Origin of the sequence: Halosegnis marinus (assembly GCF_029338355.1) — an archaeon.
GTDB classification, from domain to species: domain Archaea; phylum Halobacteriota; class Halobacteria; order Halobacteriales; family Haloarculaceae; genus Halosegnis; species Halosegnis marinus.
On sequence record NZ_CP119802.1, the window covers coordinates 2,521,599 to 2,544,189 of the forward strand.

General features: G+C 71.7%; 20 protein-coding genes, 1 tRNA gene and 1 pseudogene. 13 read left to right on the top strand and 9 right to left on the bottom strand.

All coding sequences use genetic code 11. The features are described 5' to 3' along the window. Nucleotides 1–45 precede the first annotated feature (45 nt). A complete protein-coding gene (tbsP, locus tag P2T37_RS14025) occupies nucleotides 46–858 on the top strand; it encodes a transcriptional regulator TbsP (protein WP_382211869.1) in 813 nt (270 codons plus the stop codon). A 40-nt stretch (nucleotides 859–898) separates the two neighbouring features. Continuing rightward, nucleotides 899–2,617, top strand: coding sequence for a YcaO-like family protein (locus P2T37_RS14030; RefSeq protein WP_276234584.1), 1,719 nt, complete (start codon nucleotides 899–901; stop codon nucleotides 2,615–2,617). Here the strand turns inward: P2T37_RS14030 and P2T37_RS14035 are convergent, their stop codons facing one another. Together P2T37_RS14035 and P2T37_RS14040 are read right to left on the bottom strand one after the other, a co-directional pair. Next, a complete protein-coding gene (locus tag P2T37_RS14035) occupies nucleotides 2,618–3,769 on the bottom strand; it encodes a DUF63 family protein (RefSeq protein WP_276234585.1) in 1,152 nt (383 codons plus the stop codon). Between the two features lie 61 nt (nucleotides 3,770–3,830). Further along, nucleotides 3,831–4,640 carry an inositol monophosphatase family protein gene (locus P2T37_RS14040; RefSeq protein WP_276234586.1) on the bottom strand — a complete coding sequence of 270 codons (810 nt, stop codon included), beginning with the start codon at nucleotides 4,638–4,640 and terminating at the stop codon, nucleotides 3,831–3,833. A gap of 65 nt (nucleotides 4,641–4,705) precedes the next feature. Here P2T37_RS14040 and P2T37_RS14045 point away from each other — a divergent pair, with 65 nt between their 5' ends. Together P2T37_RS14045 and P2T37_RS14050 are read left to right on the top strand one after the other, a co-directional pair. Continuing rightward, a complete protein-coding gene (locus tag P2T37_RS14045; protein WP_276234588.1) occupies nucleotides 4,706–4,972 on the top strand; it encodes a DUF8072 family protein in 267 nt (88 codons plus the stop codon). A 31-nt stretch (nucleotides 4,973–5,003) separates the two neighbouring features. Then, the gene (locus P2T37_RS14050) at nucleotides 5,004–5,447 is read left to right on the top strand and encodes a hypothetical protein (RefSeq protein WP_276234589.1); all 444 of its coding nucleotides are present in this window, start codon (nucleotides 5,004–5,006) and stop codon (nucleotides 5,445–5,447) included. A gap of 112 nt (nucleotides 5,448–5,559) precedes the next feature. Here the strand turns inward: P2T37_RS14050 and P2T37_RS14055 are convergent. Next, nucleotides 5,560–5,643, bottom strand: a tRNA-Leu gene (locus tag P2T37_RS14055). A gap of 122 nt (nucleotides 5,644–5,765) precedes the next feature. Here P2T37_RS14055 and P2T37_RS14060 point away from each other — a divergent pair. From P2T37_RS14060 to P2T37_RS14070, 3 genes are read left to right on the top strand one after another with little or no spacing between them, the layout of a single operon-like run. Beyond that, nucleotides 5,766–6,251 carry a DUF309 domain-containing protein gene (locus tag P2T37_RS14060; RefSeq protein ID WP_276234590.1) on the top strand — a complete coding sequence of 162 codons (486 nt, stop codon included), beginning with the start codon at nucleotides 5,766–5,768 and terminating at the stop codon, nucleotides 6,249–6,251. Between the two features lie 43 nt (nucleotides 6,252–6,294). After that, a complete protein-coding gene (locus tag P2T37_RS14065; RefSeq protein ID WP_276234591.1) occupies nucleotides 6,295–7,005 on the top strand; it encodes an MBL fold metallo-hydrolase in 711 nt (236 codons plus the stop codon). Nucleotides 7,006–7,047: 42 nt separating this feature from the next. Further along, nucleotides 7,048–8,058 carry an NAD(P)/FAD-dependent oxidoreductase gene (locus P2T37_RS14070; protein ID WP_276234592.1) on the top strand — a complete coding sequence of 337 codons (1,011 nt, stop codon included), beginning with the start codon at nucleotides 7,048–7,050 and terminating at the stop codon, nucleotides 8,056–8,058. Here P2T37_RS14070 and P2T37_RS14075 read toward each other — a convergent pair. The 3 genes and pseudogenes from P2T37_RS14075 to P2T37_RS15490 form a co-directional block, all read right to left on the bottom strand. Further along, nucleotides 8,040–8,648 (bottom strand): MBL fold metallo-hydrolase, encoded by a 609-nt coding sequence (locus P2T37_RS14075; RefSeq protein WP_276234593.1) that lies wholly within the window; start codon nucleotides 8,646–8,648, stop codon nucleotides 8,040–8,042. The genes P2T37_RS14070 and P2T37_RS14075 overlap by 19 nt on opposite strands. A 31-nt stretch (nucleotides 8,649–8,679) precedes the next feature. Beyond that, on the bottom strand, nucleotides 8,680–9,750 hold the full coding sequence (locus tag P2T37_RS15485; protein WP_382211871.1) for a sensor histidine kinase: 1,071 nt from the start codon (nucleotides 9,748–9,750) through the stop codon (nucleotides 8,680–8,682). Between the two features lie 12 nt (nucleotides 9,751–9,762). Beyond that, a pseudogene (locus P2T37_RS15490) lies at nucleotides 9,763–10,059 on the bottom strand (response regulator); the annotation flags it as partial. 190 nt (nucleotides 10,060–10,249) lie between these two features. Between P2T37_RS15490 and rqcH the strand changes: the two are divergent. Genes rqcH through P2T37_RS14110 form a run of 5 tightly spaced genes read left to right on the top strand, consistent with a single transcriptional unit; the run spans nucleotide 10,250 to nucleotide 15,822 of the window. After that, the gene (gene rqcH, locus P2T37_RS14090; RefSeq protein ID WP_276234594.1) at nucleotides 10,250–12,346 is read left to right on the top strand and encodes a ribosome rescue protein RqcH; all 2,097 of its coding nucleotides are present in this window, start codon (nucleotides 10,250–10,252) and stop codon (nucleotides 12,344–12,346) included. A gap of 59 nt (nucleotides 12,347–12,405) precedes the next feature. After that, a complete protein-coding gene (locus P2T37_RS14095; protein WP_276234595.1) occupies nucleotides 12,406–13,104 on the top strand; it encodes a DUF4013 domain-containing protein in 699 nt (232 codons plus the stop codon). A 43-nt stretch (nucleotides 13,105–13,147) separates the two neighbouring features. Further along, nucleotides 13,148–13,990: a DUF4013 domain-containing protein gene (locus P2T37_RS14100; protein WP_276234596.1), complete on the top strand. Its 843-nt coding sequence runs from the start codon at nucleotides 13,148–13,150 to the stop codon at nucleotides 13,988–13,990. Nucleotides 13,991–14,021: 31 nt separating this feature from the next. Then, nucleotides 14,022–14,720: a DUF4013 domain-containing protein gene (locus P2T37_RS14105; protein ID WP_276234597.1), complete on the top strand. Its 699-nt coding sequence runs from the start codon at nucleotides 14,022–14,024 to the stop codon at nucleotides 14,718–14,720. A 34-nt stretch (nucleotides 14,721–14,754) separates the two neighbouring features. Further along, entirely contained in the window at nucleotides 14,755–15,822 is a 1,068-nt protein-coding gene (locus P2T37_RS14110) for an mRNA surveillance protein pelota (RefSeq protein ID WP_276234598.1), read from the top strand. 108 nt (nucleotides 15,823–15,930) lie between these two features. Here P2T37_RS14110 and P2T37_RS14115 read toward each other — a convergent pair whose 3' ends face one another. Continuing rightward, nucleotides 15,931–16,677 carry an MBL fold metallo-hydrolase gene (locus tag P2T37_RS14115; protein ID WP_276234599.1) on the bottom strand — a complete coding sequence of 249 codons (747 nt, stop codon included), beginning with the start codon at nucleotides 16,675–16,677 and terminating at the stop codon, nucleotides 15,931–15,933. A gap of 81 nt (nucleotides 16,678–16,758) precedes the next feature. On the opposite strand from P2T37_RS14115, the gene P2T37_RS14120 reads away from it, so the two are divergent. Beyond that, complete coding sequence (locus P2T37_RS14120) at nucleotides 16,759–19,485, top strand: ATP-dependent helicase (protein WP_276234600.1); 2,727 nt, start codon at nucleotides 16,759–16,761, stop codon at nucleotides 19,483–19,485. On the opposite strand, the gene P2T37_RS14125 is transcribed toward P2T37_RS14120, so the two are convergent. Together P2T37_RS14125 and P2T37_RS14130 are read right to left on the bottom strand one after the other, a co-directional pair. Next, a complete protein-coding gene (locus tag P2T37_RS14125; protein ID WP_276234601.1) occupies nucleotides 19,482–19,676 on the bottom strand; it encodes a hypothetical protein in 195 nt (64 codons plus the stop codon). The genes P2T37_RS14120 and P2T37_RS14125 overlap by 4 nt on opposite strands. Before the next feature lie 191 nt (nucleotides 19,677–19,867). Then, entirely contained in the window at nucleotides 19,868–22,549 is a 2,682-nt protein-coding gene (locus P2T37_RS14130; RefSeq protein WP_276234602.1) for an AAA domain-containing protein, read from the bottom strand. Between the last annotated feature and the right edge of the window lie 42 nt (nucleotides 22,550–22,591).

The following is a 22,591-nucleotide window of genomic DNA, read 5'->3' on the forward strand; positions in this document are numbered from 1 at the left end:
CCGCTAATATTATCCGGATAGACCTCGTACTAAGTCGATATGAGCGTGGAAACGAACCTGATGGAGCGCTCCGTCGCCGCGGTGCTCCGGGAGGCCATCGACGCGGCCGACGGGGAACTGTACGTCGTCAACCCCTCGACCGACACCGTCGAGGAACTGCTCGACGAGATGACCGAGTCGTCCGGCCCCACGGTGCGCGTGCTCGCCGCCGAGCGCGTGCTGAAGGACCTCTCCCGCGACTTCAAGCAGGCCAGCGCAGCCGCCGACCTCCGCGAGGCCGGCCGGCTGGAGCTTCGCGCCTTCGGCGCCACGGACAACACCCTCCTCGTCACCGAGGAGGCCGTCGTCGCCGTCGTCGCCGCCGGGGGCCGCGCCGCCGGCCTCGTCACCGACGACGCGTCGTTCATCCAGGGCGCGTACGAGGAGTACGCGGCCGCCTTCGACGACGCCGAGGAGTTCTCGCTGCGGACGCCCGGCCGGACCCGGGTGCGCGAGACGCTCGCCGAGAGCATGGGCGAGGAGACGGCCGACGACTTCGACGGCGTGCTCGCCTCGATGGAGACCGCCCGCGGCAACGGCGACGGCCTCGACGAGGTGACGGTCTCGCTGCTCGTCGCGGCGAAGAACGAGGAGCTGCTCTACGACATCTCGAAGTGGGGCGAGGACGTGGGTATCGCCTCGAAGGCGACCTTCTCGCGCACCAAGAGCGAACTGGAGGAGAAGGGCCTCATCACGACCGAGAAGGTCCCCATCGACGTGGGGCGGCCGCGCCTCCGCCTGAAGCTCGGCGACGACCGCCTCGCCGACGCCTCCTCGGCCGAACTCGCCTCCGTCGCGCAGTCCGTCCTCGCGAAGTAGAGTAGCCGGGCTTTTTCTCCCGCCGCCGCCGACCGCGGGTATGCACGTAGGACTCGTCGGGAGCGGTCCCGCCGCCGCGGCCGCCCGCGACGCCGTCGCGCCGGTCGCCGATTCGGTGACGGCGCTCGACCCCGACGCGGTGGGCAACGTGGACCTCGCGCTCGTCGTCGGTCGGGTCGGCGCGGACGGGTTCGACGCCGCGAACGCGACCGCCCGCGCCACGGGCACCCCGTGGCTCGCCGTCGAACTCGGCGGCGTCGGCGGGCACCCGCTTCCCGACATCGAGGCCGCGGTCTCCGGCTTCGCGCCCGGGCAGGGCTGTTTCGACTGTCTCCGGAGCCGCGTCGCCGCCAACGCCGAGGGCTCGGCCCGACCGGGCGCCGACGACGCGGACGCGCGGTTCGCCGGCGCGCTCGCGGGCCGCGAGGCGGTCAGACTGGCGAGCGGCGAGCCGTCGCCCGCCCTCGGCGGCGTCATCGAGGTCCCGCACGCACAGCGCCGCTTCCTCCCCGTGCCGGACTGCGACTGCGCCGACGGGCGCGACCGGAGCCTCGACCGGAGCCACGAGCCGCGCGACCTCGACGCCGCGCTCGGGGCCGCGGAGCGGGCGCTCGACCCCCGTGTCGGCATCGTGCGGGAGGTCGGCGAGGTGGAATCGTTCCCCGCGCCGTACTACCTCGCGGAGCTAGCCGACACGACGGGCTTCTCCGACGTACAGGCCAGCCGGAAGGCCGCGGGCGTCGCTGCCGGCTGGGACACCGCGTTCATGAAGGCGCTCGGCGAGGGACTGGAACGGTACGCCGCGGGCGTCTACCGCGAGCGCGAGTTCGAGCGAAGCGCCCCGGCCGACACCCCGAACGGCGTCGCGCCGGCGGAGTTCGTCGCGTCCCCGGCCTTTCCCGACCCCGACCCCGACGCGGCGATACCGTGGGTCGTCGGCGAGCGCCTCGACACGGGCGCGCCGGCGAAGCTCCCCGCCGAGTTCGTCGCCTTCCCGCCGCCGGACCAGCGGCACCGTCCGGCCATCACGACCGGGCTCGGCCTCGGGAACGGGGGCGTCGAGGCGCTCCTCTCGGGGCTGTACGAGGTCGTGGAGCGCGACGCCGCGATGCTCGCGTGGTACTCCACCTTCGAGCCGCTGGGGCTCGACGTGGACGACGACCGCTACCGCGAGATAGCGAAGCGCGCGCGCTCCGAGGGGTTGGAGGCGACGGCGCTCCTCCTGACACAGGACGCGGACGTGCCCGTCGTGGCCGCGTGTCTCCACCGCGACTCGGGCGCGTGGCCCCGCTTCGCCGCCGGGATGGCCGCCGACCTCGACCCCGAGGCCGCCGCGGCGGGCGCGCTGGAGGAGGCGCTCCAGAACTGGCTCGAACTCCGGGGGATGGGGAAGGCCGACGCGAGCTCCGAGTCGGGTGCTATCGGCTCCTACGCCGAGTTCCCGCCCGCGGCCCGCGAGTTCGTCGCCCCCGACGCGACGGTGCCGGCCGCGAGCGTCGGCCCGGACGGGTCGTTCGACGGCGAGTCCGAGCTTTCGGCGCTCGTCGAGCGGGTCGTCGAGGCAGGGATGGAGCCGTACGCGGCTCGGCTGACGCCCCGCGACCTCGACGCGCTGGGCTTCGAGGCGGTTCGCGTGCTCGTGCCGAGCGCGCAGCCGCTCTTTACGGACGAGCCGTACTTCGGGGAGCGTGCCGAGCGCGTTCCCCGCGAGCTGGGCTTCGAGCCGCGGCCCGACCGCGACCACCACCCGTTCCCGTAATCAGATACCGAAGGTCACGCGCAGCATGTCGCGGCTCCCCGGGCCGAGCCCGACCGCGAGGATGGCGACCAGCAGGAGCACGGCGTAGCGGGGCTCCTCGTCGAAGATGCGCTCGTCGAACACCCACACCACGAGCGTCGCGGCCACGAGCTTCACGACGAGGAAGGCCCACGAGGTGCCGATGACCTCGGAGAGCCACGCCGGCTGGAACTGCTCGGTGACCGAGATGACGAAGCGGTTCGCGGGGTGTTTCGCGCCGTACTCGACGGGGACCCCGATGGCCCCGACCCAGTCCGCCGCGATGACGTTCGCCACGCCGTCCACGGCGTGGCCGAAGAGGACGACGAGCCCGACGAGGCCCGTTCCCTCGTGTATCTCCGGCTTGACGCGGTCCACGAGGGCGTACACGGCGACGGCGAGCACGGCCGCGAGGCCGATGGTGAGGCCCGTCATCTGCGGGTAGAAGCCCGCGCCGGCCACCGCGCCCGCGAGTTCCGCCGTCACGAAGTAGAACAGGAACCCGACGGTGGCGAGGACGACGCCCCAGCCGACGGCGAACAGCGGCCGGTCGTAGTGGTCGGCGTAGCCGGCCCGCGCCGCGTAGACGGTGGCGACGATGGCCCCGAGCGTGAGGAAGAAGACGGTGAAGTAGATGACCGGCGAGATGATGAGCGAGTTCGCCGGGTACGAGAGCAGCGCCTCGACGCCCTGCGGAACGGCGTCGTTGGCGTCCTCGACGACCCGGAGCGCGCCCCCGAAGAACATGAACGGGACGAGCGCGTAGAACAGCCGCTTCGTGGAGCCGATGTCGAGGCGGTTCAGCAGTTCGAGCAGGCCGACGAGGAAGAAGACGAGCGTGACGGCGTACCCGATCTCCGAGACGACGGTGTAGCCGGGTTCGGCGACCACGGTCGCGGCGTCGGCGGCCGCACAGGCCGACTGCGAGAACAGCAGTTCCGGGCCGCCGGGCCGCATCGCGGCACAGACGGCGTTGTTCGCGTCGGCGTAGACGGGGCCCCAGAAGTAGTGCCAGAGGAACCCGTCCCAGACGGCGTCGGGCGCGAGGAGGGCGCCGCCGGCGAGCGCGGCCACGGCGGCGACGAGCGTCGCGAGCCACGCGCGGCCGCGGTCCCACTCTCGGGGGTCTTGCATACCTGCGTCCCGGGAGCGGTCGGGTTTCAGGGTTCCGGTGCGCGCCGCCCGCGGGCGGCGGTCAGCGGCGGTCCTCGACCGCCCGCGCCGCGGCGAGCAGTTCGTCGTGAGCGTGGCCGTTGGAGGCGACCAGCCCCCGCGAGTCGTGGCGCCACGGCTCCCCGTCGATACCCGTCACGGTGCCGCCCGCCCGCTCGACCATGAGCGCGCCGGCGACGGTGTCCCACGGGTTCGCGTCGACGTTGGTGAACGCGCCGTCGAGCGACCCGGCCGCGACGAAGGCGAGGACGGCCTGCGCGCTCCCGTGGCGGCGCAGGTCGCCGAACCGCTCGACCGTCTGTTCACAGGCCTCGGCGTATTCGTCGCGCCGGTCGTGCGGCCACCATATCGTCGGACACACCGCCATCGCCTCGGGGTCCGTCTCGTCGCTCACGGCTATCGGGTCGCCGTTCAGGTACGCGCCGTCGGCGTCGGCCGTGTACACGTCCCCGAGGACGGGGAGCGCGTTGGCCGCGGCGACGGCCTCGCCGTCGCGCACGGCGGCCACGCTGGTGGCCCACATCGGCACGCCCGCGACGAAGTTGTTCGTCCCGTCGATGGGGTCGATTATCCACGACGGCCCGGTGTCGGGCACCTCCTTCAGTTCGTCCGCCTCCTCGCCGACGACGGCGTCCTCGTCGTACTCCGTCCGGATGGCCGCGACGACCTGCCGCTGGGCGTCCCGGTCGGCACGCGTCACCACGTCCGTCTTTCCCTCCTTCGTCTCGACGGGCACGTCACGGCGGAAGAAGCCCTCCGCGACCGCGCCCCCGGCGCGTGCGGCCCGTTCCGCGAGGTCCGCGCGCGCCTCCGTGTCGTTCCGTTCGCTCATGTACGGGGGCCGGCGCTCGCCCCGAAAGGACCACCGATTTGTCCCAGCGCCGTCTCTCGGCTTCCGTGCACACCATCGCCAAGCGCATCCACAACATCACGCCCCGTCCGATGGACGTGACCTTCGCCGACGGCGGGACGGTCCGGCTGACCGTCTCGTCGGCCGAGTTCTTCCAGGAGGCGTTCCAGGCCGAGGCCGAGAGCGAGGACGGCACCGAGTACCGGTTCGTCTCCGACGGCGACGACGACCCCGTTGTCGGCGCCCGCGAGCGCGACGACGGCGGCTGGCAGCCGGTCGGGGAGGTGACCGCGGTCGCGCGCGCCGAAGAGTAAGCCACTCGTCGCTCGGCGTTCTACCCCCGCCATGGCCCAGTCGCCCTATCTCGTCGAGGACCGCGGCGTCCTGAAACTGAACGCCTCGGTCGGCGGCACGCGCCGCGACCTCGTGCTCTCGGACCGCGCGCGAACCCTCCTCGTCGACGACCTCGACTACGGCAAGGCCGACATCGTCCCCTTCGCCGTGGCGAAGGCGCTCGTGCTCGCCGGCGGCGCGTCGGTCCCGGAGGGCGAGGACGCCCGCGACGCCGCGTGGGGGCTCGCCGGCGCGGAGGGGGGCCGCAAGGCCACCGCCGAGGACCGCTACCGCACCGCCGAGTACCTCCGCGCCGTGGACATCGACGAACGCGCGGTCGAGACCCTGCGCGAGCACGTCCGCGAGTCCGGCCTTTCCGAGTTCCTCACCGCCGACGAGATACGCTCGAAGGCGAACCGGGTCGGCGACCTCTCGGACATCGCGCGGGACCTGTAGCTCCGGGGTGTTCCGTAGGCGGGCGCGGGGTCGCCGTCGGAGACGGCGTGCCGGCCCGCGGGTGTCGCGGGGGAAGAGCGCTCCGAGAGCGGTCTTCCTGCACTGTCGCCAGTGCGGGGGATGGGATTTGAACCCATGGACCTCTACAGGAGCGGATCTTGAGTCCGCCGCGTTTTCCGAACTTTGCTACCCCCGCACGCGTCACTCCGTCCGAATCGGCGGGGCAAAACCGTTGCGACAGGCGGTCGGGACCGGACGCGGCCCCCGTCTCGCGCGAGCGAGCGACGGAGTTACGGCGGCCCGCACGCAACCGCGACCGTGGACGACCATACCACCGACAACGACGTGCCGCCGCCGGTCCGGGGGGAGCCGACCGGCTGGCGCGCCGACTGGGGTCGGTGGGAACACGACACCCTCCGGCGCGCGACGGTCCACGGCGTCCGGCTGTTCAACGCCGGGGAGTACCACGAGAGCCACGACTGCTTCGAGGACGAGTGGTACAACTACGGGCGCGGGAGCGCGGAGTCGAAGTTCCTCCACGGGATGGTCCAGGTCGCCGCCGGCGCGTACAAACACTACGACTTCGAGGACGACGACGGCATGCGGTCGCTGTTCCGCACCGCGCTCGGCTATCTCGACGGCCTGCGCGACGACTTCTACGGCGTGAACCTCGCGGACGTGCGCGCGACGCTGGAGACGGCGCTCGACGACCCCGACGCGCTCGACGGCTGGCGCATCGAACTCGACGGCGACACCCCCGAGGCGGACCGCTGGGACCGCGCGTACGCCGACCGGCTGGACTGACCGCGGCCGCGCCACTCATGCGGCTCCGGCCCGTGTGTCGGGTATGGCACGACGGCTCGCGGACGGGCTGTGGCAGTTCGACCTCGGACTCGTCACGCCGCTCGCGACGAACGTCTTCCTCGCCGACGAGTCCGCCCTGGATGGCCCCGGCGACGACGTGACGCTCGTGGACACGGGGCTGCCGGTGAACTACCCGACGCTCGCGAGCGAACTGGACGACGCCGGCTACGAAGCGGGCGACATCGACCGCGTGTTGCTCACCCACTACGACCTCGACCACGTGGGGGGCCTGCGCGGGCTCGGCTCGTTCGACGCGCCGGTGTACATCGGCGAGCGCGACGCGGCGCTGGCGCGGGGGGAGTGGGACCCGCCGTGGTTCCACCACAAGGGCGCGTTCCACCGGCTCGTCCGGCCGTTCTTCGACCTCTCGGACGTGGACCTCCGGCCCGTCGCGGACGGCGATGCGGTCGGTGCGTTCGCCGCCCACCACACCCCGGGGCACAACCCCGGCCACACCGTCTTCGTCCACGAGGGGTTCGACGCCGCCTTCCTCGGCGACCTCGTGTGGGAGGAACGGGGCGGCTACACCACGCCGTTCTGGCTCGACTCCTACGACATGCGCGAGCTCCGCGAGAGCGTCCGGCGGTTCGCGGCCGCGACGCCCGACTTCGAGCGCGGGCTGGTCGCGCACGGCGACCCGCTGCTCGTGGACGGGAGCGACCGACTGCGCGAACTCGCCGACGGGCTCCGGTGACGGAACGCGGCCGCTTTTGACGACGCCCCCCGAACCCGGGGTATGCGAATCGCCATCGTCGGCGCGGGGGCCGCGGGCGCGGCGGCCGCGTACGGCTGTCGCGACGCCGAGGTCGTCGTCTTCGAGGCCGCCGACCGGGTCGGGGGGCGGGTCGCCTCGCGCGAGCGCGACGGCGCGGCCCACGACCACGGCGCCGGCTACCTGAAGCGGAAGGACCCGCGGGTGGAGCGGCTGCTCGACGACGTGTTGGACGAGGACGGCCGCGTCGAGATAACCGACCCCGTGTGGACCTTCGACGCCGCGGGCACCATCGCGAGCGGCGACGGCTCCCGGGCGCCGAAGCTCTCCTTCGAGTCGGGCATCGACGCGCTGGTCGAGCGGCTGCTCGACCGCTCGGGCGCGACGGTCGAGACGGGAACCCCCGTCGGTTCGGTCGCGGCCACGGACGACGGCCCCGCGGTTCGCGACGGGTCGGGCGACGACCTCGGCACGTTCGACGCCGTCGTCCTCACGCCGCCCGCGCCGCTGACCGCGGAGTTACTGCCGGACGACGGCCCCCTCGGGGACCTCGCCGAGGCCTGTCGGGGGGTGTCGTACCGGCCGCTGGTCGCCGTCATGCTCGGCTACGAGTTCGATTTCGACCCGCCGTGGTTCGCGCTCGTCAACGCCGACCGGGGCCACGACTGCACGTGGGTCGCCCGCGAGTCGGCGAAGCCGGGCCACGGCGCCGGCGACACCGTCCTCGCCGCACAGTTCTCCCCCGAGTGGACGCGCGAGCGCGACGACGACCCCGACGACGAGGTCACGGCCGCGGCCGCGGAGGCCGTCGCCGCCCTCGTCGGCGACGACCGGCTCGCCGACCCCTCGTGGGGCGAGCGGCGGACGTGGGAACACGCGCTCCCGAACGGGGCCGCCGACGCGGACGCGGTCGAGGCGGCCGAGGAGGCGGGCGTGTACTGTGCCGGCGACTGGGTCGCCGGCGAGGGGCGCGTTCACCGCGCGCTCCGGTCCGGGCTGGACGCGGCCGACCGGGTTCAGGGCGGCAGCACGTAGCGCTCTATCTTCGCGGAGGCGTCCGTCAGCACGTTCGAGCCGTGGAAGACGAGGCCCACGTCGAACTCGTAGTCGAGCAGGCGTTCGAGCGACCGCTCGGCCTCGTTCAGGTCGTCGGTGAACTTCCCCGGCGGGAGGTGGAAGCCCCCGGAGAGCCCGCGCTGGTCGGCCCCGGAGAGCGCGTCCGCGAGCACCGCGTAGCCGTCGTCGGGGGCGAGCAGGGCGTGCTGGTGGTCGCGGTGGCCCGGCATGTGGAGCGCCTCGAACGGGCCGACGGTGTCGCCGTCGCCGTAGCGCGTCGCGTCGTCGGGCGCGGCCTCGACCGCCGCGCCCTCGGGGAGGTAGACCTCGGGGTCGTGGGCCTCGACGACGGCCGCCAGCCCGCCGACGTGGTCGCCGTCCGCGTGGGTGACGACGACGCGCTCCACCTCGACGCCCGTCTCCGCGATTCCGTCGAGCAGCGCGTCGGTCGTGTCCGGCAGGCCCGTGTCCACGAGCGTGCCGTCGGCGGTGAGGTACGCGCGGATGCGACCCGCGCCCGAGCCGGTGCAGGTGATGTCGAAGACGCCGTCGGTGGGTTCCGAGACCATGCCGCCGCTTCGGGGGGCGCGGACAAAAAGCTCAGTCGAGGGCGACGCCCGTGAACTCGAAGCGCGCGCCGCCGTCCTCGCCGTTCGTCGCGGCCGCCTCCCAGCCGTGGCTCTCGGCGATTTCCCGGACGATAGCGAGGCCGAAGCCCGTCCCGTCGTCGCTGCCCGTGACCCCCGTCTCGAACAGCCGGTCGCGCATCCCCTCCGGGATGCCGACGCCGTCGTCGGCGACGTAGAAGCCCGCCCGGTCGTCGAGCGGCCCGAGGCTGACGGTGAGCCGGTCGTCCGTCCCGTCGGTCCCGTGCTCCATCGAGTTCCGGAAGAGGTTCTCGAGCAGCTGTCGGAGCCGCGCCCGGTCGGCCTGGACGGTCACGTCGTCGGGGAGCCCGAGCCGGGCGTCGCCCGTTTCGACGTTCTCCCACGCCTCCGTGGCGACGCCCGACAGCAGCACGGGGCCGACCTCGCCGACGCCGCGGCCCGTGCGCGCGAGTTCGAGCAGGTCGTCGACGAGTTCGCCGATGCGGTCGAGCGCGCCGGCCGTCCGCTCGAAGTGGTCCGGGTCGCCCGTCTCCTCGGCGAGCTGGAGATACCCCTGCGCGACGGCGAGGGGGTTGCGGAGGTCGTGGCTGACGACACTGGCGAAGCGGTCGAGCCGCTCGTTCTGGCGTTCGAGTTCGCGCTCGCGCGCCTTCCACTCGCTCACGTCGCGGAGCGCGCCGACGGCGTACACGGTCTCGCCGTCCTCGTAGACGAACCGCGAGGTGACCCGCACGTCGGCGTACTCCCCGTCGGCGCGCCGGAACCGGTACTCGTCGGTGAAGCGGCGGTCGCCGTGCTCGCGGGCGCGCTCCACCGCCGTGACGAGCGCCTCCCGGTCGTCGGGATGGACGCGCTCGAACCACCACGACTCGTCGAACGGGCCCTCGGCGGTGTCGTAGCCGAGCGCCCGCTCGTCCTCGATGGCCACCGCGCCGTGTTCCGGCTCCCACTCGAAGACGGCGTCCGTCACTACGTCGGCGACGAGCGCGTAGCGGCGGCGCGCGCGTTCGAGTTCGCGCTCGCGGCGGTGCCGGCGGGCGTGTTGCTCGACCGCGGCGACCACCTCGTGGACCCCCTCCGCGCCGTTCCCCTTGGTGTAGTAGTCGGTGATGCCCGCGCCGATGGCCTCGCCCGCGAGCGTCTCGCTCCCCTGGCCCGTGAGCAACACCACGGGCGTCTCGCCGAAGGCGTCCTCCCTGAGCAGGTCGACCCCGGTACCGTCGGGCAGCGAGTAATCGAGCAGGACGCAGTCGAACCCGCCGCCCGCGACCGCCTCGCGGGCCGCCGCGACGGAGCCGACCCCCGTGACCGACGCGTCGCACTGCTCGGCGAACGCGCCCGCGGTCGCCTCGCGGTACCCCTCGTCGTCGTCGACGTGGAGGACCGAAAGCGGCCCCCCCGGTTCCTCCCCCGTCCCCCTCGGTCAGCCCCCCGCGGCCCCCCCGAGCCGTGGCTCCCCCGCTCTCCCTGACATAGTATAACGGTCCACATCCCCGGGCATGAATCCTTCTATCGCCGGGACGACCCGACAAGCGTTTCCCGGTTACACGAAAACGCGGGGTATGGACCAGAAGCGCGCGATGACGAGCGTGGACCTCAGCGCGCTCGCCTCGGAGCTCCGCGAGTACGAGGGGGCGAAGCTCGACAAGGCCTACCTCTACGACGACGACCTCGTCCGCCTGAAGCTCCGCGACTTCGACCGCGGGCGGGTGGAACTGCTCGTGGAGACGGGCGACCCGAAGCGGGCCCACGTCGCCGACCCGGACCGTGTCCCCGACGCGCCGGGTCGCCCCCCGGACTTCGCGATGATGCTCCGCAACCGCCTCTCGGGGGCGGACCTCGTGGACGTGCGCCAGTACGAGTTCGACCGCATCCTCGTGTTCGAGTTCTCGCGGGAGGACACGGACACCCTGCTCGTGGCGGAGCTGTTCGGCGACGGCAACTTCGTCGTGATGAACCGCGACCGGGAGGTCATCGACTGTCTCGACACCGTCCGGCTGAAGTCGCGCACCGTCGCGCCCGGCTCGGTGTACGAGTTCCCCGCCTCGCGCATCAACCCCCTCGACTGCTCGCGGGAGGCGTTCGACGCCCGGATGGACGACTCCGACACCGACGTGGTGCGGACGCTCGCCACCCAGCTCAACCTCGGGGGGCTGTGGGCCGAGGAGCTGTGTACCCGCGCCGGCGTCGAGAAGACGCTCGACATCGCCGACGCGGGCGACGAGGAGTACGCCGAACTGTACGCCGCGCTCGACCGCCTCAAGGAGACGCTGACCGCCGGGTCGCTCGACCCGCGGCTCTACTGGGAGACCGACGACGGGGAGCGCACGGACCCGGTCGATGCGACGCCCGTGCCGATGGACGAGTACGAGGGCGTCGACTGCGACGCCCACGACCGCTTCTGCGGCGCGCTCGACGAGTACTTCTACGAACTGGAGCGGGAGGAGCCACAGCCCGGCTCCGGACGGCCCGACTTCGAGGAGGAGATCGCGAAGTACGAGCGAATCATCGACCAACAGGAGGGCGCCATCGAGGGGTTCGAGCGCGAGGCCGACGAGTACCGCGCGAAGGCGGAGTCGCTGTACGGCCACTACGACCTCGTGGACGAGGTGCTCGCCACGGTACGCGAGGCTCGCGCGAACGACTTCTCGTGGGACGAGGTCGAGGCGCGGTTCGAGGACGCCGCCGAGGCCGGCAACGAGCGCGCCGAACACGTCGTCGGCGTCCGACCCGAGGTCGGCGAGGTGACGGTCGAACTCGACGGCGAGCGCATCGACCTCGTGCCCGCGGACGGCGTGGAGAAGAACGCCGACCGCCTCTACAAAGAGGCGAAGCGCATCGAATCGAAGAAGGAGGGCGCGCTCGCGGCCATCGAGGACACCCGCGAGGACCTCGCGGACGCGAAGCGCCGCCGCGACGAGTGGTCCGCCGAGGACGCCGACCCGGAACCCGACGAGTCCGACGGCGACACCGACTGGCTCTCGATGGCCTCGATTCCGGTGCGCTACGACGAGCAGTGGTACGAGCGCTTCCGGTGGTTCCACACCTCCGACGGCTTCCTCGTCATCGGCGGGCGCAACGCCGACCAGAACGAGGAGATAGTGAAGAAGTACATGGAGTCCGGCGACCTGTTCTTCCACAGCCAGGCCCACGGCGGCCCCGTCACCCTGCTGAAGGCCACCGGCCCCTCCGAGCCGTCGAAGGACGTGGACATCCCGCGGGCGTCGAAGGAGGAGGCCGCCGCCTTCGCCGTCACCCACTCGTCGGTGTGGAAGGAGGGGAAGTTCGCCGGGGACGCCTACATGGTCACCCCCGACCAGGTGTCGAAGACGCCCGAGTCCGGCGAGTACCTGGAGAAGGGCGGGTTCACGATACGGGGCGACCGCACCTACTTCGAGAACACCGAGGTCGACTGTATCGTCGGCATCCAGTGCGAACCCGAGACGCGCGTGGTCGGCGGGCCGAAGCGGGCCGTCGCGGAGCGCGTCGAGACGCACGTCGAACTCGAACCGGGCCGCTACGCACAGAACGACATCGCGAAGATGGCCTACCGGCAGTTCAAGGAGCGGTTCGCGGACGACACGTTCCTCCGGAAGGTCGCCTCCCCCGACCTGATACAGGAGTTCTGCCCGCCGGGCGGGTCGCGCATCGTCGAGTAGGACGCGCCTACCGGCCGAACGAGACGCATACCTATTTCGACCTCTGTCGTAGGACGGGTATGGTCGAACTCGAATCGGCGGTCAACTACCCGCGAGAGAGCGAGAACCCGTGGACTGCGATCGCCATCGGTTCCGCGCTCACGCTGTTCAGCGTCCTGCTACTGCCCGCGGTACTCCTCGTCGGCTACTACCAGCGCGTGCTCCGCGCCTCGATGGACGACGAGGCCGTCCCCGTCTTCGACGACTGGGGCGACCTCTTCGTCGAGGGGCTGAAGGCGGTCGTCGTGGTCGTCGCCTACAGCCTCGTCCCCGCGCTCGTCATCGGCGCGAGCATCGCCTCCGCCGCGGGCGCCGTCCTCGGCGATGGCGGCCTCCTCTCGGGGGCGCTCGCGCTCGGCGCGCTGTTCGGCGTTCTGCTGGGCGGCCTGCTCGGACTCGTGCTGTGGTACGTCGCCCCCGCGGGGCTGGCGAACCTCGCGCGCACCGGCCGCATCGCCAGCGCCTTCGCCCTCGGGGACCTGCGTCACACGCTCGTCCACCGCGACTACGCCGTCTCGTGGCTCGTCGCGCTGGGCGTCGTCTTCGTCGCGGGTATCGTGACGAGCGTGTTCAACCTCGTCCCGTTCGGCTTCGTGCTGGGCATCCCGGTGACGTTCTACGCCGCCGTCGTCGCGTTCCACCTCTACGGTCGCGGCGTCGCGGCCGCGGGACCGGCGCCCGACGCGTCGGACCGACCCGACGGCCGGGCCGCGGTCTGACCGCGACGACCCATTTATCAGCGGGCCGACCGAACTCCCGTTCATGTTACGCGAGGCGCTCGACTTCCCCACCGCCGGCCGGCACGGCGCCCGGTCGCTGCTCGCCGGGTCGGGGTTCGTCCTCGTCGCCGCCGTGCTGGCCGGCGGCGCCTCCTACGCGTTCGATACCGACCGCACGATCCTCGCCGCCGCGCTCGCGGCGCTCGTGCTCCTCCCCCTCCTCCTCGTCCGCGGCTACTACTACCGGGCGCTGAAGACCGCCGCGACGGCGCCGGACCCGGTCGCCCCGTCGTTCGGCGGCGTCGGGTCGCTCCTCCGGGGCGCCCTGGCCGCGCTCGTCGTCTCGGCGGCGTACGCGCTCCCGGCCGGCGCGCTGTTCGCGGTCGCCGCCGCCGCGCGGGTCCTCCCCGACTCGTGGGGCGCCGACGCCGTCCTTGTGGGGGAGTCCCTCGGCGCGCTCGCGGCGCTCGTCGGCATCGCGGCGCTCGTCGGCGCCCTCTATCTCGTCCCCGCGGCGACGGCGACGATGGCCCGGGAGGGGAGCCTGCGGGCCGCCCTCCGCGTGCGGTCCGTCGGGAACGCGGCCGCCAGCGAGGACTACGCCGTCGGCTGGGTGCTCTCCGTGTTCCTCCAGTGGACGCTCGTGCCCGTCGCCGCCGCGCTCTCGGCGCTCGTCGTCGGCGTCGTCCTCTACTTCCTGACGGGCGTCGCGACCCGGTACGTCTGGGGGATGTCGTACGCCTCGTCGGTCGGCGTCGAACCCGAGGGCATCGACACGGTCGGGGTGACGCCGTCGTCCGTCCGACGGGACCACGACGACGACACGCCCGTGGGGCGGACGGACCGCGACCCCGACACCGAGCGGGTCGCCGACGAGGGTCGGTAAGGTTCTTGTCACGGGGAAGTCATTCCTCCGTATGTTCGGAGACGCACTCAGGTTCCCCCTGGCCGGCGACGACGGCGTGAAGAGCGTGATAATCGGCGGCGTCCTCCTGCTGTTCTCCGTCCTACTCCTCCCGGTACTGCCGGTGTACGGCTACTTCGTCCGGGCGGCGAAGGCGGGGGCGGACGGTACGCAGGAGGCCCCGGCGTTCGACGACTGGGGCGACCTGCTCGTTGACGGCGTGAAGGCGCTCGTCGTCGGCATCGTGTACTTCCTGATACCGACCGCCGTCCTCGTCGGCGCGCTCGTGGTCGTCGGCGTGGGCTCGTTCGCCGCCGCCGATCCCGCCAACCCGGCTACCGTCGATGCCGTCGCGTCCGGCATCGGCGTCGTCGGCGGCCTGCTCGTGCTCGTCGCGATGGTGCTGTATCTGGTCGCCACGTACGTCTTCCCGGCCGGACTCGTCTCGATGGCCCGCGGCGACGACATCGCGTCGGCGTTCGACTTCGGGACCGTGCTGTCGGCCGCGTTCTCGGCCGACTACTTCGTCGCCGGCGTGCTCGCCATCCTGCTGTCGCTCGTCGTCGGGGTGGCGACCGTTATCCTCGGCGTCCTCACGCTGGGGCTGTTCTTCCTCCTCGGGGTCTTCGTCCAGTTCTACGTCCAGGTGGCCTTCTTCTACCTGTTCGGCCGCGGCTACGCGAAGGCGCTCGACCTGCCGGCCGCGAGATAAGAGGACACAAATCCCCGGCCGTCGGAGTCGGGGTATGCGAATCGTCGAGCGACACGACCGCGAGGGCGGGCGCGAGCGCATCACGGTCGTCCCCGAGAGCCTCGACGACCTGTGGCACCTCACGTACGTCCTCGAACCGGGCGACCGCGTCTCCGGCGACACGACCCGACGCATCCAGCGCAACGACGACATGGCGCGCGACACCGGGGGCCAGCGCGAGCCGATGTGGGTCGAACTCGCCGTCGACGACGTGGAGTTCGCCAAGTTCGCCAACCGCCTGCGCGTCGGGGGCGAGATAGCCGACTGCTCGCGGGAGGACCAGCTCGGCTTCCACCACACGCTGAACGTCGAGGAGCGAACGGAACTGGAGATAGAGAAGGTGTGGCAGACGGACCAGCTCGAACGCCTGGAGGAAGCCGTCGAGGCCGCGGAGAACCCCGACGTGGCCATCGCCACCGTCGAGGAGGGAGAGGCGTACGTCCACACCGTCGCGCAGTACGGCGTGGAGGAGCGCGCGGTCATCACCAAGCCGACGGGGAAGGGCGAGTACGCCCGCCCGCGCGACGAACTGTTCGACGAACTCGGAGCCGTCCTCCGCCGGACGGACGCGGAGGCGGTCATCCTCGCCGGGCCGGGGTTCACGAAGCAGGACGCGCTCGACCACCTGCAGGAGAACTACCCGGAGGTCGCGGAGACGGTGACCGTCGTGGACACCTCCTCGGCCGGCGGGCGCGGAGTCCACGAGGTGCTTAAGCGCGGGGCAGTCGAGGACGTACAGGCCGAGACGCGCATCGCGGCGGAGGCGGAACTCATCGACGAACTCACGACGCGCATCGCGGAGGGCGCGAAGGCGACCTACGGCGTCGAGCAGACGATGCAGGCCGCGGAGTTCGGGGCCGTCGAGGAACTGCTCATCCTCGACACGCGGCTTCGCGAGGAGCGGGCCGGCGAGGGCGACTGGGACGTGGACGCGAACGAACTCATCCGGACCGTCGAGCGGAAGGGCGGCGACGTGACCGTCTTCTCCGGCGAGTTCGACCCCGGCCGCCAGCTGAAGAACCTCGGCGGCGTGGCCGCGCTGCTGCGCTACCGGCTCGAATAGCGGACAGGCGAGCGCGCGGCCGGGTCCGTCGGGGGTGCTCGCGCCGCGGCCTCGGCCCCGCGACGGCAGGGGTGTCAGGTCACGGCGCGGCTGCCCGCGTCCCGGTACTTAAACCTCGACCGTCAGCCCGTCGTCCGCGACGCGCACGTCCCCCTCGAAGTTCGCGCGGATGCTCTCCGTCATCTCGACGTGCTTGCCGTCCGTGTGCGGGTAGAGGTGCGTCAGGTACAGTTCTCCGATGTCGCGCCCGGCGAGCACCTCGCCGAGCGCGCGCGGCGTCGGGTGGTTCGACACGTCCACCTCGTCGGGGAACGAACAGTCGTGTGCGAGGACGGCCGCGCCGTCGGCGAGAGCCGCGACGGGTTCGGTGGCCTCCGAGTCGCCCGAGAAGCAGAAGTCGCCGTCGGCGTCGGCGTGGGAGAACCGGTAGGCGAGACAGTCCATGGAGTGGACCGTCTCCGCGGCCTCGACGTCGAAGCCGGCGACGGAGAACGACCCCGCCGCGACCTCCCGGACCGAGAGGTCCACGCGCCCCTGCAGGTACTCGTGGACGCCGAGCAGGCCGTCGAGCAGCGACTCGGTGCCCTCGGGACCGACGACGGTCAGGTGCTCCTCGCCCGCGAGCCAGCGAGCCTTCAGCAGGGCGAGGAGGTCGGAGACGTGGTCGAGGTGGTGGTGTGTGAGAAGGACCGTATCGACGGCCTCGTAGCCCGTGACGGTCCCGGCGAGGGCGCCGAGCACGCCGCTCCCGCAGTCCACGAGCAGGGTGTCGTCGCCCGCGTCGAGCAGGAGGCCCGTCTGGTTCCGGTCGCCCGTCGGCATCGCGCTCCCGGTGCCGAGGAAGGTGACGCGCATGGCTCCGGTACCTCCTCGCGCCCGTTTACACTTCCGCTCCGCGAGGGAACCACGTTTCAACGTCCGGGCCCAACGGCGGGCATGGACGGCCGCGACCTGCTGGCCGCGCGCGACGACCTCGACTTCGACCCCGGCGCCGTCGATATCGACGACGGGGAGGTCCTCGCGCGCCTCGCCCCAGAGACCCGGGAGTGGTGGGTCGAGGAGTTCGGGGCGTTCGTTCCCGGCAACGGCGGCTTCTTCACGCCGCCGCAGAAGGGCGCGATTCCCCGCATCGACGACGGGGAGAACTGCCTCGTCTGTGCGCCCACCGGGTCGGGGAAGACGCTCGCCTCGTTCACCGCCATCATCGACGACCTCGTGGCGCGGGCGCGGGCCGACGACCTCTCGAACGACGTGCACTGTCTGTACGTCTCGCCGCTGAAGTCGCTCGCAAACGACATCCACCGGAACCTGACGGAGCCGCTGGACGGCATCACCGAGCGTCTCGACGGCGAGGTGGACGTGCGCCACGCCATCCGCCACGGCGACACCTCGGATTCGGAGCGGCAGGCGATGCTGGAGACGACGCCGCACATCCTCAACACGACGCCGGAGACGCTCGCCATCCTGCTCAATTCGCCGAAGTTCAAGGAGAAGCTCCGCTCCGTGGAGTACGTCGTCGTCGACGAGATCCACTCGCTCGCGGAGAACAAGCGCGGGACCCACCTGTCCGTCTCGCTCGAACGGCTGGAACGGCTCTGCGAGACCTCGCCCACGAGGATCGGCTGTTCGGCCACCGTCGAACCGCTCGACACGGTCGCGGAGTTCCTCGTCGGCTACGAGGACGGGGCGCCGCGCGACTACGACATCGTGGACGCGCGGTTCGTCCGCGAGTTCGACATGGAACTCGCCTGCCCCACGGACGACCTCATCGGGACGCCCCCCGGCGAGGTGAGAGGGCGGTTCTACGACGAACTCGCCGACCTCGTCGCCGACCACGAGAACACGCTCGTATTTACCAACACGCGCTCCGGGGCCGAGCGCGTCCTCGCGAACCTGCGGGAGCACCACGGCTACGACGAGTCGAACTCGGGGTGCCACCACGGCTCGCTGTCGAAGGAGCGCCGACAGGAGATAGAGGAGCGACTGAAGGAGGGGAGCCTCGACGTGGTCACCACCTCGACGTCGCTGGAACTCGGCATCGACATGCCGTACATCGACCTCGTGGTGCAGGTCGGCTCCCCGAAGTCGGTCGCCTCACTGCTCCAGCGGGTCGGCCGCGCGGGTCACCAACTCGGCGAGACGGTGAAGGGCCGGGTGTTCGCGCTCGACCGCGACGAACTCGTGGAGTGCGCGACGATGCTGAAGAAGGCCGAGGAGGGGTTCGTGGACCGCGTGTTCGTCCCGGAGAACGCCCACGACGTGGCCGCCCAGCAGGTGTACGGGATGGCGATAAACGCGATACGGCCCGAGTCGGAGGTGCGCGAGACACTCACCTCGGCGTACCCCTACCGGAACTACGGCGACGAGGGGTTCGAACGGCTGTTCCGCTACCTGACGGCCGACTACGAGGGGTTGGAGGAGAAGAACGTCTACCCGAAGGTGTGGCGCGACCGGAACGACCCGCCGAGCGGCGAACACCACCACGAAGAGTTCGACGTGGGCGAACCGCTCGTCGGCAAGCGCGGGCGGCTGGCGCGGGTCATCTACATGACGAACATCGGCACCATCCCCGACTCCTTCGACGTGGACGTGTTCGTCCGCGGGAGCGACGAGTGGGTGGGCCAACTGGACGAGGAGTACCTCGACACGCTGGAGAAGGGCGACGTGTTCGTGCTCGGCGGCTCGAACTACGAGTACAAGTACCGCCGCGGGACGAAGGCGTACGCCGACCCGACCGCGAAGTCGGCCACGGTGCCGTCGTGGTACTCCGAACGCCTGCCGCTCTCGTACGACCTCGGGCGGGAGACGCTCGCGTTCCAGCGCGAACTCGTCGCGCGCCTCCAGAAGGGCGGCCCGCCCGCGGTCCGCGAGTGGCTCCGGGAGTTCCCGCTGGACGAGAACACCGTCCGGGCGCTCGCGCGGATGTTCGACGAACAGGTGCGCTACGCGGGAGCTACCTCCGTCTCGACCGACGAGCGGCTCGCCGTCGAGGTGGCGCTCGACTACGACGAGTACCGTCGCCACTACTACGTCCACTCCGGATACGGCAGACGGTTCAACGACGGGTTCTCGCGGCTGCTCGCCTACCACGTCGCCCAGCAGACGAACGCGAACGTACAGGTCGCCGTCGCGGACAACGGCTTCGCGCTCTCGCTCCCCCTCAATCGGAAAGTGGACGTGGAGGGCGTCATCCGCGACCTCGACCCCGGGGACGTGCGCGGCGACCTCCGCGCGAGCCTCCACGGGACGGACCTGCTCAAGCGCTACTTCCGCATCAACGCGACCCGGTCGCTGATGATACTGAAACGCTACAAGGGGTACGAGAAGACCGCCGCCCAACAGCAGGTCTCCTCGGAGATGCTGCTCTCGTTCGCCGAGGACCTCGACGACTTCGCCGTCACGGAGGAGACGTACCGCGAGATACTGGAGGACAAGCTCAACGTCGGCGCCATCGAGGACGTGCTGGGCGACCTCCAGGACGGCGACATCGACCTCGCGGTGCAGTCCGTCGAGTCGCCGTCGCCGCGCGCGTTCGGGCTGGCGACGCTGATGGCGAGCGACACCGTGCTCGCGGAGGACGAGTCCGCCGTCCTTCAGGAGTTCCACGCCCGCGTGCTGGAGGAACTGGAGGGCGAGGAGCCTCCCTCCGTCGTGACGGACTAACCCCGGAGCGCGTAGAAGCCCGCGACGACACCGATCGCCGCCGGCACGAGAGTGGCCGCGACCGCGCCCGGCAGGCCCACGTCGGGCCGCGCGAACAGGAGCTGATAGAGCCACGTGGTCGCTGTGATGCTTCCCACCGCGACGAAGAAGAGTGCGGCCCGGAGCCCGGTTCCGAGCGGTGGCCGTCGCATACGCGGACCTGTCGTCCGTAGGGCATAACGCTTACCACCGGACGGTGTCGGACCCGCGGACGGGTCCGTCGCGCCGTCTCCGAGTCTTTATGAGCAATGACGGGGCCAGCCGCCGGGTGACCTGACGAGTCGCCCGCGGCGCCCGAGGCGGGAGCGCGACGACGCGCCGCGAGAGGGGAGTCGCCTGTCCGCTACGCGTCCGCCCAGCGGAGCAGCCGAGCGTAGAACGGGTCGGAGCCGAGCGCCTCGCGGTCGCCGACCAGCGCGAGCGCCTTCTTCGCGCGCGTCAGGGCGACGTTCATCCGCCGGTGGTCCTCGAAGATGGGGCCGTCGAGGCCGCCGGTCGCGACGAACGACACCACGACGACCTCCTTCGCGGAGCCCTGGAAGCGGTCGACCGTATCGACGGTCGTTTCGGGCAGCCGCTTCGATATCTCCGCGACCTGCGCGCGGAACGGCGCGATGACCCCGACCTCGTCGCGGGGGACACCCGCGGCGACGTACGCCTCGACGACGTCCGCGACCCGGTCCGCCTCGGCGGGGTTGGTGTTCCCCCGCTGGCTCCCGTCGGGGTCGACGAAGTTCACCGCGTCGCGGAGGTCCGCGGGGAGGTCGGCGGTCTCGACGCCGAGGTCAGCGAGCGACTGGCCCGCGACTTCCGGCGTCGCGGGCCGGAGAGCGCCGTCGTAGAACTCCCGCGAGGAGAACCACTGGACGCGCTGGCACATCCGGTACTGCCGGTCGAGCAGGACGCCGGCGTCCGGGTGTTCCTCGATGAGCCGCTCGAACAGCGAGGTCGAGAGGTCGTTCTCCGCGCGGACGACGGGCGGCAGTTGCTGGTGGTCGCCCACGAGCACGAACCGGTCCGCGAGGTTCGCGGCCGCGAGCGTCCCCGGCTCGGTCAGCTGACCGGCCTCGTCCACGACGGCGACGTCGAACTCCTGTGACCGGAGCGCCCGGCCGCCGCAGGAAGCCGTCGTCGCCGCCACCACCCGCGCGTCCGCGAGCGTCGCCGTCACCTCGGCCGGCTCGCCCGCGGTTTCCAGCCGGTACTCCTGCATGTCGGCGCGCACGCCCGACTCCGTGCCGACGCGCACGACGTCGTCGAACCCCTGCTCCTCCAGCGCCTCGACGGCGTTGTCCACGGCGCGGTTCGTGAACGCCGACAGGAGAACGCGTTCGCCGTCCGCCACCAGCGCGCGGACCGTCCGCGCGAGGGTGTACGTCTTCCCCGTCCCCGGCGGGCCGTGGACGAGCGCGAAGTCGTCGGCCCGGACGGCGCGGTTGACGGCGGCGTTCTGCGCGTCGTTGTTGTCGATGTAGGCCCGCTCCCGCCCGGAGAAACCGGGGGACCGGCGACCGAACAGCGCGTCCTTCCGGTCGGGGTCGCCCTTCAGGACGGCGTCGTGGAGCGCCGCGAGCTGGCGCGAGACGTTCAGCTCCGAGGGGTACACGTCCAGCCGCCGGAGGTCGAGCGGCTCGTCGGTCGTCACCACGACCTCGTCGTCCAGGCGGCGGATGCGCGCGAGCTCCGCGGTGCCCCGCGTCGGGTGCCCGTCGCTCGCGAGCGCCACGTCGCCCTCGCGGAGCTTCGAGACGGCCTCCGACGTCCGGGTCGCGCGCAGTTCCCACGAGCCGTCGGGGAGTTCACGCCGGCCCGCCGGGTCGAGGCCTATCAGCGCGCGGTCGTCGTCGGCCCGTTCCTCCGCGGTCTGCTCCCAGAGCTTCCGGTACTCGGCGTGGACCTCGCGGCGCTCCTCCTCGACGGCGCGGTAGAACCGCTCGAAGTACGCGCGCTCCTCCTCGGGGACCGGCGTGCCGATCTGCCCGGCCTTCGACTCCTGGTTCAGCCGGCCGGAGACCACCATACAGGTGTCCTGCTCGAAGCAGTACTCGCAGACGGCATCGGCCTCGTAGCCGGTCGGCACGTCGAAGTCGTGCTCCATCGCGGCGATCTCGTTGCGCTGGCGGACGACGTACTTCAGGAGGCCGACGCCCAGCGAGAAGTCCTTGGCCGGCGAGAGGTCGCCGTTCTCCTCCGTCCGGTCGAGGGCGTTGTTCTTCGTGTAGAGGAGCGTGCCGGTGTCGGGCGCGGCCTCGCCGATTGTCGTCCCGTCGGCGCGTGCGCCGCGCTCGCCCAGCATCAGGGCGTAGCAGGCCGCCTGTACCTTGTCGTGGAAGCGCGGGTCGCGCTTGAGGTTCTTCCCGGTCTTGAGTTCGACCGGCGCGCCCCGGCGCACGGCGTCCGCGCGGCCCTTCATGCCGAACGCCTCGGAGACGAGCGTCTGCTCCGAGCGCCATTCGTCGGTTTCCGTGAGCGCCCCCTGCTGGAGCCACGCCTCTATCGCGCCGGCGTTCTGTCTGACCTCCTCGGCGACGGCGTCGCGCTCCTGGCCAAGCAGGCCGATGTCGAGCGCCGCGGCCTCGACCTGCTCCTCGACGGCGTCGTCCAGCCCGCGGCCGCGGAGCAGGTCGCCGAACACGTCGTGGACGACGGTCCCGCGGACCACGGGGTAGGCGAGCGGGAGGGCGGATATCTTGTTCAGGTAGTACATCCGCGGACACTGCACCCACGACCGGATGTCCGTCACGTCCACGAGGAAGTCCGGGTCCACGACGACGAACGTCTCGCGGCCGGTGGAGTAGGTCGTCTCGCCCCGGAACTCCCGCTCCTCGGGGTCGACGACGAGCAGGTCCATCCCCGGTTCGAGGACGGCGGCCGTCTCGGTCCACTTCCCCCACAGGGTGACGGTGACGGGGTCGCCCGCGCCGCGGTCGGGGCGCATCGTGGCTTCGGCGAGTTCCGAGGTCCCGTTCGACGTCTCTACGGTTCGTGGGTCGTCGACGGACACGACGGGACCGCGGAGGTTCACAGCCGTGGAAGCGCCGGGGCGAGAAAAACGCTGTCGGTGGGG